This is a genomic window from Pedobacter sp. G11, from assembly GCF_003860265.1.
GTDB lineage: Bacteria > Bacteroidota > Bacteroidia > Sphingobacteriales > Sphingobacteriaceae > Pedobacter > Pedobacter agri.
This window is the reverse complement of the sequence record NZ_CP034190.1, coordinates 1,729,569-1,745,924: the sequence shown is the minus strand read 5'-3', so window position 1 is coordinate 1,745,924 and position 16,356 is coordinate 1,729,569. Positions and strand designations below refer to the sequence as shown.

The window sequence follows — 16,356 nt, the reverse complement described above, 5'->3', positions numbered from 1 at the left end:
TTAGTTGAAGATATTCAGGAAGGGATGCGATTTTTCTTCTGTATTAAAACAAAAATACCTTACTTTGTATCTTGTTTTTTACCCAACTACTGAATGCAAGTTAAAGCTGGCCCCCTATTATCTAAAATCAACTATCCTGCTGACTTAAAGCAATATAGCGAATCTGACTTAGAACAAATAAGCCAAGAATTACGTCAATATATTATTGATGTAGTGAGTGTAAATGGTGGCCATTTTGGCTCAAGTTTAGGTGTTGTGGAACTCACTGTAGCACTTCACTATGCTTTGAACACCCCTTACGATAAGCTTGTTTGGGATGTAGGTCATCAGGCTTATGGCCATAAAATACTCACCGGCAGAAGAGAATTATTTCATACCAACCGCATATATAAAGGAATAAGTGGATTTCCTAAAATTTCGGAAAGTGAATATGATACTTTTGGGGTTGGCCACTCCTCTACTTCCATCTCTGCGGCCTTAGGCATGGCGGTTGCTTCACAGTTGAAGGGAGAATCGAACCGACAGCATGTTGCAGTTATTGGAGATGGTGCGATGACTGCTGGTTTAGCTTTTGAAGGTTTGAATCATGCGGGAATCGAAAACAGCAACGTACTGGTTATCTTAAATGATAACTGCATGTCAATCGACCCCAATGTTGGTGCCCTAAAGGAGTATTTAACAAGTATTACCATATCAAAATCTTATAATCGCTTCCGCGATGATATATCGAGTGTGCTGGCTGGCCTTTCTAAACTAGGGCCAAATGCACATAAGTACGTAAAGAAAATAGAAAAAAGTATTAAGGGTACGTTATTAAAACAAAGCAACTTATTTGAGGCGTTAAATTTCAGATATTTTGGACCTGTTGACGGCCATGATGTTAAACGTTTAGCGCAAACGATCAAAGATTTATCTGCTATTCCGGGCCCTAAATTATTACACTGTATTACAGTTAAGGGTAAAGGATTTGCATTGGCAGAAAAAGATCAAACCATATGGCATGCCCCAGGTTTGTTCGATAAAATTACTGGTGAGATCAAAAAGAGTGTTCCAGATAAGCCACAACCTCCAAAATATCAGGATGTTTTTGGACATACGATGGTCGAACTTGCAGAAGCGAATGATAAAATTGTGGGAATAACTCCGGCCATGCCTTCCGGCTCATCATTAAATATTATGATGAAAGCCATGCCTAAGCGAGCTTTTGATGTGGGTATAGCGGAACAACATGCGGTTACTTTTTCAGCTGGATTAGCCGCACAAGGATTGGTTCCATTTTGTAATATCTATTCCAGTTTCATGCAAAGGGCCTATGATCAGGTTATTCATGATGTGGCTATACAAAAACTAAATGTTGTCTTTTGCCTGGATAGAGCAGGATTAGCTGGTGCTGATGGCGCTACGCATCATGGCGCTTATGATATTGCCTACATGCGCTGTATACCAAATCTGATCATTTCTTCGCCAATGAACGAAGAAGAATTGCGCAACCTGATGTATACCGCCCAACAAGAAAACATGGGGCCGTTCGTGATCCGTTATCCTCGTGGAAATGGTGTAATGCCAGACTGGAAAAGACCATTTAAAACTTTGGAAATCGGCAAGGGACGTAAGATTTGTGATGGCGAAGATGTAGCGCTACTAACCATTGGTCATGTGGGCAATTTTGCTGTTGAAGCACGTTCCCAATTGAACACTGAAGGTATCTACCCGGCACACTACGACCTTAGATTTGTTAAGCCTTTAGATGAAGAGATGCTCCATGAGGTATTCTCAAAATATAAACATGTGATCACTGTAGAAGATGGATCACTTCCAGGTGGCATTGGTTCAGCTGTTTTAGAATTTATGGCTGATCATGGTTATACTTCAAATGTGATACGCCTAGGCATTCCTGATCAGTTTGTGGAACATGGCGAACAACCAGAACTTTGGGCAGAATGTGGCTATGATAAAAATGCCATCGTTAATGCTGTGAGGAAAGTTGGCTTCAAAAGAGTAACAGATAGTATGGTGGGGTAATTAATTTCACCTGATTAATATAAAGGCAATAACTTAACCGTTATTGCCTTTTTTTGTTATGCCGAAAGATAACCTAGCCGTAAAGGGCCATTGTTGGGCTTGCTATTTAAGTGGTTATTTGCAGTAAAGTATTCAATACTCTAAATTCATTTTTTCACCAATATCTAATTTAGATTTATTTTACTCCAGACAATATAATCCATCAATATAAGCAGATGCACAGTAGGGATAATAACACATACGTTTTAATCATGGCCGGTGGTGTTGGCAGTAGATTCTGGCCAAAAAGCAGAAACAGTTTTCCAAAACAATTTATCGATATTCTGGGTAGTGGAAAATCGTTATTGCAATTAACATATCAAAGATTTCTTAAAGTTTGTGCAGCGGAAAATATCTACATTTTAACCAACGAGATTTACACCGACATCATTGAACTTCAAATTGGTGCCCAAGCTAAAAAAAACATTATAGCTGAACCCTGCAGAAGAAACACAGCACCCTGTATCGCTTATGCCACCTTCAAAATCGCCTCGCTCAATCCGAATGCGAATATCATCATTGCACCTTCAGATCATTTAATTTTAAATGAAGAGGCATTCATTTCAAGTTTAACGGAAGCTCTTGATTTTGCTACTCATCACGATGCTTTGATTACCTTGGGTATCACACCAACTAGACCAGATACTGGTTATGGCTATATTAAGTTTGAGTCCTCTGGTACAAAGATTTACAAGGTTACAGAATTTCTAGAAAAACCATCCCTTGATAAGGCTACAGCATTTCTAAAAAGTGGTGATTATGTTTGGAATGCAGGCATATTTATCTGGAACGTTAAGTCAATACTTACAGCAATTGAAAAACATGCAACGCAACTGTTTTCAATTTTTAATCAGGCAGACGTATACAATACAGAAAGTGAAACAAAATTTATTTCAGATAATTATCCACTATCAAATGATATATCGATTGATTATGCCATTATGGAAAAGGCCGATAATGTGTACACTATTACCGGAGATTTTGGATGGTCGGATTTGGGAACATGGGCATCCCTACATGATGTAATGGAGAAAGATATCGACAGCAATACCTTTAATGGGAAGGCATCACTGCTAAAAGATACACAAAATTGCATTATCCAATTGCCCAGCAATAAAATTGCTGTAGTAAAAGGCCTAAGTAATTTCATAGTGGTTGATGATGGCGATGTATTACTAATATATCCTAAACCACTCGAGCAGGAAATTAAAAAAGTATCAAATTCTGTGGTTGAACAGTTTGGAGCAGAGTACCAGTAAAACCATCATTAATTGGTTCCAAAATACATGGTAATAAAGGGCTATTGTTTCAATTTTGAACTATAAATAATTTAGTAAACGGTATCACAGATCCAAATCGATCAAATAAAACTATTAGTAAAATATGAAAAAAGCGCTTATAACGGGAATCACTGGCCAAGACGGGGCATATTTAGCAGAGTTATTGCTTGAAAAAGGTTATGAAGTACATGGTATCAAACGTAGAAGTTCTATGTTTAATACCGATCGTATTGATCACCTCTACCAGGATCCTCATGATAAAGATATCCGATTCAAACTCCATTATGGAGATCTTAGTGATTCGACTAACCTAATTCGTATTGTTCAGGAAGTTCAGCCAGATGAAATTTATAACCTGGGTGCGATGAGCCACGTTAAAGTGAGTTTTGATACTCCTGAATATACTGCTAACGCCGATGGAATAGGAACTTTACGACTATTGGAAGCATTGCGTATACTTGGTTTGGAAAAAAAGACACGTATTTACCAGGCTTCGACTTCTGAACTATATGGTTTAGTTCAGGCTGTTCCACAAAGTGAGACCACACCATTTTACCCACGTTCCCCATATGCTGTTGCAAAAATGTATGCCTATTGGATTACGGTGAACTACCGTGAAGCTTACGGAATGTTTGCCTGTAATGGAATCCTTTTTAATCATGAAAGTCCATTGAGGGGAGAAACATTTGTAACGCGTAAAATTACCAGAGCTGTATCCAAGATAGCATTAGGTCTTCAGGATAAATTATTCCTAGGAAATTTAGATGCACAAAGAGACTGGGGGCATGCAAAAGACTATGTGGAAGCCATGTGGCGCATTTTACAACAAGATGTTGCTGAAGATTATGTCATTGCAACAGGTGTAACCACTACGGTTCGTGATTTTGTGAAAATGTCGTTTCAGGAAGTTGGGATAGAACTTGAATTTGTTGGAGAGGGTGCAGATGAAAAAGCCTTTGTTATTTCTTGTACAAATGTAGATTTCCAGATTGAGATAGGTAAAGAGGTTGTTGCTGTTGATGCGGCGTATTTCCGTCCCACTGAAGTAGATCTTTTAATTGGAGATCCAACAAAATCCAAAACTAAACTAGGTTGGGAACCCAAATATGATCTTTCTGCATTAGTGAAAGAGATGATGGCTTCAGACGTTGAGCATTTTCAAAAAGAACTTATGTTGAAAGATGCAGGATATCAAGTAAAAAATCAATTCGAATAGAAACTATAACTATATCACTTTGAAAAAGAACGCAAAAATATATATTGCTGGTCACCGCGGAATGGTGGGGTCCGCTATCTACCGAAAACTCGAAAGAGAAGGATTTAATAATATTATTACCAAAACATCTCAGGAACTCGATTTGCGTAATCAACTATCGGTTGTGGAATTTTTCGATCAGGAAAAACCAGAATATGTATTTTTAGCCGCTGCTAAAGTTGGAGGAATTGTAGCAAATAACACCTATAGGGCAGATTTCCTTTATGAAAATCTTGCCATTCAAAACAACATCATCCATCAATCTTATCTAAGCAATGTTAACAAGCTGATGTTTTTGGGTTCAAGTTGCATTTACCCGAAACTAGCGCCTCAACCATTAAAAGAGGAATATTTGTTGACAGGCTTATTAGAAGAAACCAATGAACCTTACGCAATAGCTAAAATTGCAGGCATAAAAATGTGTGAAGCTTATCGCTCACAATACGGTTGCAATTTTATCTCAGCTATGCCAACTAATCTTTACGGATACAATGATAATTATCATCCCGAAAACTCACACGTACTTCCTGCCCTGATCAGAAAATTTCATGAGGCAAAAAACAATAACCTGGATGTGGTGGAAATTTGGGGTTCAGGCATGCCAATGAGAGAATTTCTCTTTGCAGATGATTTAGCAGATGCCTGTTTCTTTTTAATGGAAAATTACAATGAAGCTGGATTAGTAAATATTGGTACCGGCGAAGATTTAACGATTAGGGAACTAGCTTTAACAATCAAAAATACAATAGGCTTTAATGGCGATATAAAATTTAACACCGCTAAGCCTGATGGTACCCCTCGCAAATTAATGGATGTAAGCAAATTACATAGTTTAGGCTGGAAACACCAGATTGATTTAAGATCTGGTTTACAATTGACGTATTCGGATTATCTATCGCATATCGCGATGATGAAATCTGCCTAGTCATCACAAATTAATTATTATATAACTTAAAATTACGAAGTGAAAATAGCTGTTATTGGAACAGGATATGTTGGTCTAGTTACCGGAACATGTCTTGCAGAAACCGGAAATGATGTGATATGTATTGATATCAATACCGAAAAGGTTAAAAAAATGCAAAATGGAGAAATTCCTATTTATGAACCTGGTTTAGATCTGTTATTTCATAGAAATATTGAACAAGGCCGACTTCATTTTTCAACAGACCTCGCTGCAGCTATTAAAGCTTCTGAAATTATTTTCATGGCTTTGCCCACTCCTCCTGGTGGCGATGGTGCTGCTGACCTCTCCTACATACTGGGAGCGGCAAAAGACATTGCAAACATCATTGAAGATTATAAAGTAATCGTTAATAAATCTACCGTTCCAGTTGGTACAGCAGATAAAGTAAAAGCTGTATTTGAAAATAATTCTAGCGTGAATGTGGATGTTGTTTCAAATCCGGAATTTTTGCGAGAGGGAGTTGCAGTTGATGACTTCATGAAACCCGATCGTATCGTACTAGGTACAAAAAGCGAAAGAGCAAAGGCATTGATGACCGAACTTTATAATCCATATGTTCGTCAAGGTAACCCAATCCTATTCATGGATGAAAGATCATCAGAGCTTACTAAATATGCGGCAAATTCATTTTTGGCAACTAAAATAACTTTCATGAACGAGATCGCAAATCTTTGTGAATTAGTAGGGGCAGATGTTGACTCGGTAAGAAGAGGAATAGGAGCGGATGAGCGGATTGGAAAGCGTTTTCTTTTCCCTGGTATAGGATATGGTGGTTCTTGCTTTCCAAAAGATGTTCAAGCACTATCTATGGCTGCCAGTGAAGTTAACTACGATTTTAAGATACTTAAGTCAGTAATGACGGTTAACCAGGAACAAAAACTACTCTTGGTAAGCAAATTACTGAAATATTATAATCAAGACATTAACGGTAAACATTTCGCTATATGGGGCCTCGCATTTAAGCCAGAAACTGATGATATACGTGAAGCTCCTGCCTTATACATCATTGATGAACTAATAAAAAAGGGGGCCACCGTAACTGTTTTCGACCCTGAAGCAATGGATAACATCAATAATATTATTGGGGATAAGGTTAGCTATGCAAAAGGCCAATATGAAGCGCTTGAAAACGCAGATGCATTGCTTATTGCTACCGAATGGTCCTTATTCCGTACACCCGATTTCAGCCGTATGGAAGAAAAACTTATTTCAAAGGTAATTTTTGATGGTAGAAATCTTTATGACTTGCAAAAAATGATTGATATGGGATATTATTACAATAGCGTTGGAAGAAAACTAATAAATTAATATGAATCCAAAAAGAATATTGATAACAGGAGCTGCAGGTTTTCTGGGATCCCATCTATGCGATCGTTTCGTTAAAGAGGATTATCACGTCATTGGGATGGATAATCTTATTACGGGAAGCTTGGCGAATATTGAACATCTGTTCAAATTGGAAAATTTTGAATTTTATCAGCATGATGTTAGCAAGTTTGTACATATCTCCGGAAATTTAGATTACATTTTGCATTTCGCTTCTCCCGCTAGTCCTATCGATTATTTAAAGATCCCAATCCAAACGCTGAAAGTTGGATCGTTAGGAACACACAATTTATTAGGCCTGGCTAGAAGCAAAGGTGCTAAAATGTTAATTGCTTCTACATCTGAAGTATATGGTGATCCAAATGTGAATCCGCAACCTGAAGAATATTGGGGAAATGTAAATCCCGTGGGTCCGAGAGGCGTCTATGATGAAGCTAAACGTTTCCAGGAAGCAATTACAATGGCCTATCATACCTTTCACGGTGTTGAGACTAGAATAGTCCGCATATTCAATACGTATGGTCCTCGTATGAGGTTAAATGATGGCCGAGTTCTTCCAGCATTTATTGGTCAGGCTTTACGTGGAGAAGATCTCACAGTTTTTGGAGACGGAAGTCAAACAAGATCATTTTGCTACGTTGATGATCTCATTGAAGGAATTTATCGTTTGTTAATGAGTGATTATGTTCAACCAATGAATATTGGCAACCCAGATGAAATCACCATTAAACAATTCTGCGAGGAGATAATTAAACTTACTGGAACTTCTCAAAAAATTATTTACAAAGATTTGCCAATAGATGATCCAAAGCAACGCAGGCCTGATATTACCAAAGCAAAAGCCATTCTGGATTGGGAACCTAAAGTTGATCGGGCGACTGGTTTAAAGATAACCTATAATTATTTTAGATCCTTAGCCAATGAAGAACTGGCCAAAGTCGAACATAAAGATTTCGCAATTTATAATCGGTAAAAAACTAAATCTATTAAAGCCTGCTTAAAAGTCAGGCTTTTTTTTTAAAAAAATCTTTCGTTAAACACACAACCCAAGATTTAGAATAGAACCAATAATATATCGCAAATAATTAATAATCAACATAATAGATTTACAAATTATATTCAATTATATATCATAGCCCTATGGGGCTATTGTAGTTCCGCACAATAATAAAGACTTTAGTACTAAGGTAATAGTATTCACACATGCCTCCCAAAACAAGTTAAACCCTGAAATAAAAAATGGATACGCCGCTATTTGTAGACGTCTTAGATTTTAAAGTTTTTTCTGATGACTTAAATGCTATTCCTATAGAAGGTGAGAAATGTCGAACGATCAATACTATTAGTCCTAACTCTTATGGCCTGTCGCTAAAAGACAGTACATTCGAAGTAGCACTTAAAAACACAGACTTTTTGGTTCTTGATGGTGTATACTTTGCATTCGCATCTTTAATGCTAAAAGGCAGGAACATAAAAAAAAATCAGGGGCCTGATGTATTTTACCATTTCATGGAACGCATGAATAAAAAAGGAGGTAAAATTTTCTTTTTGGGATCAAGTCTTGAAACTCTCCAAAAGATGGAGCAGCGTGTGAAAACTGATTATATAAATATTGAATCAAAAAGTTATTCACCACCATTCAAAGACCATTTCAATGATGAAGATAATCGGGCTATGCTTGATGCAATTAACTCTTTTAGCCCTGAAGTCTTGTTCATTGGCATGACTTGTCCAAAACAGGAAAAATGGGCTACCCAGTTTAGAGATAGAATTAATTCAGGCTTGGTTATTAGTATTGGAAATGTATTTGATTGGTTTGCGGGTACACAAAAGCCAATTCACCCTTTTTGGTTTAAGATCAGAATCGGCTGGCTGGTAAGGATTTTCCAGCGACCAGAAATTTTCCGCCGAAACATTAGAAATCAAATGACCTTTTTCGGTGACGTACTAATGATTTTTTTAAAACTAAAAAGAATATAAAAATGATAAAAGTTGCCTTAGTTGGTGCAGGAAAAATGGGTGTATCTCACTTATCAATTCTTGGCGCTCATCCAGATGTAGAAATTGTTGGGGTATGCGATACATCCAAGATTGTTACCAACTTCTTAGAGCGTTATTCTAAACTTGATTGTTATAGTGACTTTGGAAAAATGCTTGACCAAGTTAAACCCGATGCGGTTTTCATAGCGGTTCCTACAAAGTTCCATTATCAACTAATTAAAATGGCTATGGAAAAAAACATCCATGTTTTTGCTGAGAAACCATTTTGCCTCAATACCACTGAAGGACGTGAATTAATCTCGCTGGCAGCCAAAAACAAACTAGTTAACCAAGTTGGTTATCACAATAAATTTGTTGGAACTTTTAAGGAAGTTAAAAGGATTATTAAATTGGGTATGATTGGGGAAGTATTTCACTTTGTTGCAGAATCTTATGGCCCTGTAGTTACGAAACCTAAACAAAGTTCCTGGAGATCTAAACCAGAAGAGGGTGGCGGTTGCTTAATGGATTATGCTTCACACGTAATTGATTTGGTAAATGATATTGTAGCACCTATTACCGAGGTTAAGGGAGCAACACTTAAATCTATTTACTCAAATACAGTTGAGGACGCAGTGTATTCAGTAATGAGTACCACTAGCAATGTAAGTGGAATCTTATCAGTTAACTGGAGCGAAGAAACCTATAGAAAGATGTCCACCACAGTGACTATCCTTGGATCAAAAGGGAAAATCATTTCTGATGCCAATGAGTTAAAACTATATCTAAAAGACGAGAATAAAGAAGACTATACAAAGGGATGGAATGTAAAATACATCACTGACTTAACGGAGCAGGTAAACTTCAATTTAAGAGGAGAAGAATATTCTGCGCAGATAGATTATTTCGTAGATGCAGTGATGAATAGAAAACCTAATACAATCAATACATTCCAACAAGCATGGGAAACCGATAAAGTGATCGAATTACTTAAACGACATAAATAACATGATAGATAGAATATTATTTGGAGACAACCAGTTTTTCGCAGTCAACCACATTTCAGATGAAAAATCACGTGCACAATCGATTCAATTTAAAAATGATGATGCCATTTTAAAAACGTTAGATCATGCTCGCGAAGCTGGATTAAGTACATTTATGTGTACCACACACGATAGAATTAGTAGTGTATGTGATGTAATAAGGAAAAATCCGATAAAATACGAAAACTATAAAATTTTCCCTTGCATGCCATATGCCCATAAGTATGCCAATGCCGTAACTGAATTAGGAATCACCGGAACGATTAAACAATATGTTCCTGGTAATTTGTTTGGATCTTTATTTAAAGGAGGCATGGCTGTCTTATCAAAGGATTATATTTCTCTTATCGAACTAATGATTGATGCAGAAATGAAAATGTTTAAGGGCATTAAAACACCGGTAATTTTCCTTCAAAATGTTATCACCGATTTATTAATTGGTCTTAAAGCCGATGAGATTCTGATGGCCTTCTACAATCACGTTAGGAAAAAACATAATGCCGAACCAGGCTTCATTACTATGAATATGCCAAAACTCTATGAAATCCTAGAGCGAAATGGAGTTGAAAATCCAATTATATGTTCATCTATTAACAAAGTTGGATTTAGGATGTCAGGAAAAGTTGAAGCATATGAAGAAGTTCTCCGGACTAAAAGGGGAAGGTTTATTGCCATGCAGGTTTTAGCCGGTGGTGCCATTCCACCTGAAGAAGCGATAGAATATATATGTAGCCTGCCGAACATAGAATCAGTACTTTTTGGGGCCTCTTCTAAAAGAAATATTGAAAGTACAGTTTCTTACATAAACAAATTTGATGAAAAACATCTAACAACTGCCATGGCTAGCTAATTAGCATATAATTCATTCGTTTTAAGAACAACAAAAGGGCTATTGCCCTTTTGTTGTTACTAATCGTTTTATCTTTTTAATCGGTGATCCAATTTCCCGTAATAAATGATAGGACTTAGATAGCTTAAATAATATAGATTTTTTAGAATCAGTTTGATAAATACCAATTCTTCTTAATGAGAATTCATGTTGTGATGGTGAATAAATAGACAGTCCAAACTTGTAACCTGCCTTCTTCAAGGCAGATTTAAACCTTTTAGGAATCTCTCCATAAGGATAAGCTATCGAATAAATAGGCTTTGACAAAATCCTTTCTAGAATTTTTTTTGACTGACTAATTTCATCAAATCCATTCTCTCCACTTATTTTAGACAACAAAATATGGTGATGACTGTGGCTTCCAATTTCCATTCCCAAATCCATAAGTGTTTTTATCTCCGATACGTCCATAATTGGTGTTTTTATGGTGCCATGTTCTTCAACATCCCATAAATTATATTTACCAATATATGCAGTTGGCACATAAAATACTGCCTTCATACCTCTTTTGAGCAATTCTGGAATCGCAAAATCGAAAAGTGATTTGGGGCAATCATCAAACGTAATTACAACCTTATTTCTCAATTGCCTGTCAGATAATCCTCTGGTAACGATTTCTTCAAATGTAGTAACCTCCAAATGCATTTTATCAATGCAATCAAGCATTTCAACAAATTTTCGAGGTGTTATAGACCACTTAGCAATGCTCTCATGAGGGTCATCTAGCACATAATGCAACATGATTACGGGGAAATACATTGAGCGTTATTCTATTTTAATAAATGTTTTAGCTAATTTAATTGTTCCCTCGTTAAAAAGCAAGATAAATGTTCCTGGTGGTAAATTAATTACATCTATTTCTGTTTCTAATATTCCCTTATTAACGATAATAGATTTTAATTTTTGTCCGCTTACAGATATTATAATGATTACCCCAACCGTAGTTACTTCTGGATGCTTTACATGCAGCATACTTTGCACTGGATTTGGATATAAAACTAAATCTTTTGATAAATTTAATGAAATCCCATTAAATTGAGGACTATTTACAATAGTACTCTCTTTCCTATTTACTCCAGCCACTATCTTAAAACGCCAATAACCACTTGGTCTTTGCAATTTGCCCACACTAATTTGAGAAGTATATGGTATGAAATCACCATAATTTTCACTATACACTATGTTTTCTGGAAATAGGTCATGGGTGGCAGTAAGGGTATTTGCAATATTGTCGGTAACAATTACTGGCGGCAGTGTTTCCTTAATTAATGTAAAAGCTGGACTGGATACTATATCGCTTTCCAACCTGTTTATTGAAGCCTCAATTTTAAACTTCCAGTATCCTTCAGCCCTGTTTATATCTCCAACGTTTATCACGCCGGTGTAGCTTTTATAATTTCCGCCATTTTCACTCACTAAAATATCATTGTTATAAAGGTCATGAGTTGCCACCAGGGTATTTAAAATATCATTAGCCAAAAGTTTAGGTACGCTTGGCTTATCAGGAATAGTGAAAACCGGACTACTTACAATAGGGCTTTCTACATTAGTTGCCGAAGCACTTATTTTAAATTTCCAGTAACCTTGAGCCCTATAAATGTTCCCAACATTAATTGTACCTGTGTAAGGCTGATAGCTGCCGTTATTTTCACTCACCACTATTTTAGTTGGATAGGTTGCATGACTGGCTATTAAAGTATTGGCAACATCATCGGCAAAAAGATCTGGTGAAGTAACCAATTCGGTTGGATAAAAGTTAGGACTCTTTACTACACTACTTTCAATTCTATAATCCCCTGCCCGTATCTTAAATTTCCAATACCCTTCTGGCCGGGCGACATTGCCCACTTGAATTGTTCCCGAGTACAATTGGTAACTCCCGCCATTTTCGCTTACCACGATATCCCCTGCATAGGTATCATGACTGGCTGATAAGGTATTGGCAACATCATCAGCGGAAAGAACAGGAACACTCGGTGTAATAACCGCTGTAAAAGCCGGACTGGAGACTACGGCACTTTCTGCTCGGTTAGCGCCAGACTTTACCTTAAATTTCCAATAGCCTGCCGCTCTGGAAACATTACCCACACTGATTATTCCGGTGTAGCTTTGATAGCTTCCGTCGTTCTCACTAAATACAATCTCAGATGAATATTGGTCGTGGGTGGCAGTAAGGGTATTGGCAATATCGTCAGCGGTAATCTTTGGAGATGTTGGTGTCCCGGTAACGCTAAAGGCTGGACTTGGAACCACGGCACTTTCACCATGGTTCGTACCCGTTCGGAGTTTGAATTTCCAATACCCTTCTGGCCGGGCGACATTGCCCACTTGAATTGTTCCCGAGTACAATTGGTAACTCCCGCCATTTTCGCTTACCACGATATCCCCTGCATAGGTATCATGACTGGCTGATAAGGTATTGGCAACATCATCAGCGGAAAGAACAGGAACACTCGGTGTAATAACCGCTGTAAAAGCCGGACTGGAGACTACGGCACTTTCAGCTCGGTTAGCGCCAGACTTTACCTTAAATTTCCAATAGCCTGCCGCTCTGGAAACATTACCCACATTGATTATTCCGGCGTAGCTTTGATAGCTTCCGTCGTTCTCACTAAATACAATCTCAGATGAATATTGGTCGTGGGTGGCAGTAAGGGTGTTGGCAATATCGTCAGCGTTTAAAATCGGGGTCGTAGGAGTAACTATAGTGGTGATCGTAAATGCGGGGCTTCCCACTTCATCACTTTCGTTTCTTTCCTTCGCTGCCTTTATTTTAAACTTCCAATAGCCTGCTGCTCTAGCAACCTCACCTACCTTTATTGTATCAGTATAGGCTTTAAACCCACCACCATTTTCACTGTAAACTATTTCTGACTGGAATTGACCATGCGTACTGATTAAAGTTTTCCTATCATTATCGCCAGTTACCACCGGAGGTGAAGGTGTTGAGGTTGGAGAAGTCTTAATTAACACAATAGATGAATATGATGGAATGCTAACAGATCCCGAATAGACTCTATTTTTATGATCTTTATACGAACCGGATAAATTAACGCTTTTGGTAGTTGGCGTTGCATTGTATTCAAATAAAATATAGTCATCCGGATTGTGGCTTGTTACGCTTGCTTCGTAAAATTCAATATTATCAAGCCAATAAGTAAAGTCATTATTTTGCGAACTAAAGGTGATACAAGCATTTGCTTCAGTTTTAGGAAAAGAAAATAAACACTCATATGTTTTTGATGTAGTAAGTACTTTTACTGTACTAACACTCGAAATTTCAGCATGTGGACTATTAAATTGTCGGATAAATGCAGAGATGTTTACTTCTTTATTCCCAACAACTTTAAATCGGAGAATGTATTTTTTAGATACGTCAACCGCCCCAAAATTTATTAAAAGAAAGGATGGACTTGGGCTAGTCAACTTCAGAGAACCTCCACTACCTAACTTATTTGTATTATCCCATCCTGATGTTGGTGATCCCGATGAAGCATAAAACATAACCCCGTTAGCATTAGTATCGAAATTACCGTTTTCAAGCTTATTGCCACCAACATAATTATTTAATTTAAACTGAGGCAAAATAACAGGACTCGGGCTAGTTGCACCATCCTGCTTAAAGCTATATTTCCAGCTTTCAAGATCATAGAGTTTGGAAGTATAAGATGATGATTGCGCAAATTGTTCAGTTTGGATAATATTCCCTTGATCGAAAGGACGAACATAAAAGTTATTGTCAAACTTACCCATGCCTGCAATATCTGCATCTTTGTTTGAAAATTTACCTATAAGCTGATCGGATGTTTTTGAAAAGAAAATATTTTCTGTAGAGGAAACATTGGTAATTGCTTCGCCTAGTTCATCATGTGCTAAAGCAAGTTGAACAGTATTATTAAAGACAGTGTTCGCACGTAAATTGATATCCCTCCCATTATGGATGAAAATTCCATGGTCGCTGATTTTCGAGATCGTATTGCTTTCCAGTAAAATTCCTGTAGCGTTATCATCAGCATAAAATCCCTTTGCCGGTGCAGATTTTGAATCAATAGCGACGTCACTCCCCTCTCGTGCTCCAATACCATTTAAAATAATGTTACCAATAACTTTTCTGTTTGAATATTTAGTATTTGCGCTACCCGTAAATGTATATATACCACTGCCATCATCTTTTAATAAACAAAAATTGTCAACTAAATTATTTTTTACAGTAATGGATTCTCCGGCAAAATATATACCTGTGTAACCAGTATTTAATACATTATTATATTCTACAAGCATATTATCTCCGCCAACATATACGCCCAGCCCTTTATGATCTCCATTCTGTCCTAATCCAGGAAAATTCATTGTATTAGAGATGGTATTATTTGAAACTTTTGAGTTGTGGCATTTTTCATTCAGATATACTCCATTGTTCTGAGCGCCTTTGATTATACATTTCTCAACCGTTGTGTATGTGGATTGGTATGCACTGATTGCGCTATTGCCTGAAGATTCAAGATTACAGTTTCGAATGACTATATTGCTTCCATAGCTTAAAGAAAAAGCATGGGCATTTGCGCCACTGAAGGTTAAATTTTCAAAAGTAAGATAACCGTTTTGTCCATTAGCTTTATTAGCATAAACGATATTATCAATTGTGCTTGCCTGCACTACGAAAGAAGAAGGTAAATTTGTTCCAAAATAAATATACATTTTCTTGGTAGCTGGGTTATAATACCATTCACCCATTGCATCAAGCGTACGCAAATCATTCTGAATAAAATATCCATATCCATCTGTTGGATAATAGTGTGTATCATTAGTCTGTATGTATGTAATTGTATTTCCTGATTGATTACTTATAATGTGCCTATCAATTATCCAGTGATTTTTCCTTATCACAATTTCTGCACCTTTCCAGTTAATCCCTGAAGTATTATTAGGATCTGTTATGGAATTGTTATGGTGTGATTTAATTGTTAGCCACCCTTTATTCGTTGCTGATGCATTAGGGTATCGGCCCATCTCCTGGGCTTGATTATTAAGAACCAAAACATTCACATTGCTACCTAACAAATTGTTCTGACTTTCATAAACTCCATTTCCAACAGGTTGCCACTCTGTAAGCGTAACAAATGCGGTAATGATGGGATTATTTCCGACACCAAATGCAGAGAAGATAATTGGGTTGCCTGCCGATCCATGGCCATTTACAATAATGGAACCATAAAACGTTTCTCCTCTCTTAAACATTACTGCATCGCCTGCCTTTAAACTGGGAAAAAAAACATTTAATTTTTCAATACTTTTCCAGGGAGTATTGGGGTTTTGGGCTTCGACAGCAGACCTGCGGTCATCTCCTGAAACGGATGAAAAATAATAAGTATCTGCAAAGCAAAAATGATAAGACAGCACAAACACCGCACCTAAAAAAGTTCTTAGGAAAAATAATTTGAGAGTACAGAAATTTACAAAATGATTTACGGGACGATTAATCATTTATAAAGGTTAAATTGTTTGATTTAGCTAAAACTAATAAAAATTAACCTTATGAACAGACACTTATG

11 protein-coding genes are annotated in these 16,356 nt (G+C 37.0%); 9 read left to right on the top strand and 2 right to left on the bottom strand.

Features of this window, described 5'->3' with window-relative positions:
* The first annotated feature begins 93 nt into the window (after window positions 1–93).
* The 9 genes from dxs to EA772_RS07585 all read left to right on the top strand — a co-directional run bounded on the left by dxs (window position 94) and on the right by EA772_RS07585 (window position 10,765).
* Window positions 94–2,022, top strand: coding sequence for a 1-deoxy-D-xylulose-5-phosphate synthase (gene dxs / locus EA772_RS07625; protein ID WP_124912267.1), 1,929 nt, complete (start codon window positions 94–96; stop codon window positions 2,020–2,022).
* Between the two features lie 251 nt (window positions 2,023–2,273).
* On the top strand, window positions 2,274–3,320 hold the full coding sequence (locus EA772_RS07620) for a mannose-1-phosphate guanylyltransferase (protein WP_116168529.1): 1,047 nt from the start codon (window positions 2,274–2,276) through the stop codon (window positions 3,318–3,320).
* Window positions 3,321–3,444: 124 nt separating this feature from the next.
* Window positions 3,445–4,557 (top strand): GDP-mannose 4,6-dehydratase, encoded by a 1,113-nt coding sequence (gene gmd, locus EA772_RS07615; RefSeq protein ID WP_010599410.1) that lies wholly within the window; start codon window positions 3,445–3,447, stop codon window positions 4,555–4,557.
* 19 nt (window positions 4,558–4,576) lie between these two features.
* Window positions 4,577–5,521, top strand: coding sequence for a GDP-L-fucose synthase (locus EA772_RS07610; RefSeq protein ID WP_124912265.1), 945 nt, complete (start codon window positions 4,577–4,579; stop codon window positions 5,519–5,521).
* Between the two features lie 39 nt (window positions 5,522–5,560).
* Window positions 5,561–6,871 carry a UDP-glucose/GDP-mannose dehydrogenase family protein gene (locus EA772_RS07605; RefSeq protein ID WP_010599408.1) on the top strand — a complete coding sequence of 437 codons (1,311 nt, stop codon included), beginning with the start codon at window positions 5,561–5,563 and terminating at the stop codon, window positions 6,869–6,871.
* Between the two features lies 1 nt (window position 6,872).
* Window positions 6,873–7,862 carry a UDP-glucuronic acid decarboxylase family protein gene (locus EA772_RS07600; RefSeq protein WP_010599407.1) on the top strand — a complete coding sequence of 330 codons (990 nt, stop codon included), beginning with the start codon at window positions 6,873–6,875 and terminating at the stop codon, window positions 7,860–7,862.
* Window positions 7,863–8,128: 266 nt separating this feature from the next.
* Entirely contained in the window at window positions 8,129–8,869 is a 741-nt protein-coding gene (locus EA772_RS07595; RefSeq protein ID WP_124912263.1) for a WecB/TagA/CpsF family glycosyltransferase, read from the top strand.
* Between the two features lie 2 nt (window positions 8,870–8,871).
* Window positions 8,872–9,876, top strand: a complete 1,005-nt coding sequence (locus EA772_RS07590; RefSeq protein ID WP_010599405.1) for a Gfo/Idh/MocA family protein — start codon at window positions 8,872–8,874, stop codon at window positions 9,874–9,876.
* Window position 9,877: 1 nt separating this feature from the next.
* Window positions 9,878–10,765, top strand: coding sequence for a hypothetical protein (locus tag EA772_RS07585; RefSeq protein WP_116168535.1), 888 nt, complete (start codon window positions 9,878–9,880; stop codon window positions 10,763–10,765).
* Window positions 10,766–10,804: 39 nt separating this feature from the next.
* On the opposite strand, the gene EA772_RS07580 is transcribed toward EA772_RS07585, so the two are convergent.
* Window positions 10,805–11,563, bottom strand: a complete 759-nt coding sequence (locus EA772_RS07580; protein ID WP_116168536.1) for a polysaccharide deacetylase family protein — start codon at window positions 11,561–11,563, stop codon at window positions 10,805–10,807.
* A gap of 6 nt (window positions 11,564–11,569) precedes the next feature.
* Window positions 11,570–16,288 (bottom strand): right-handed parallel beta-helix repeat-containing protein, encoded by a 4,719-nt coding sequence (locus EA772_RS07575; protein ID WP_124912261.1) that lies wholly within the window; start codon window positions 16,286–16,288, stop codon window positions 11,570–11,572.
* Window positions 16,289–16,356: the final 68 nt, after the last annotated feature.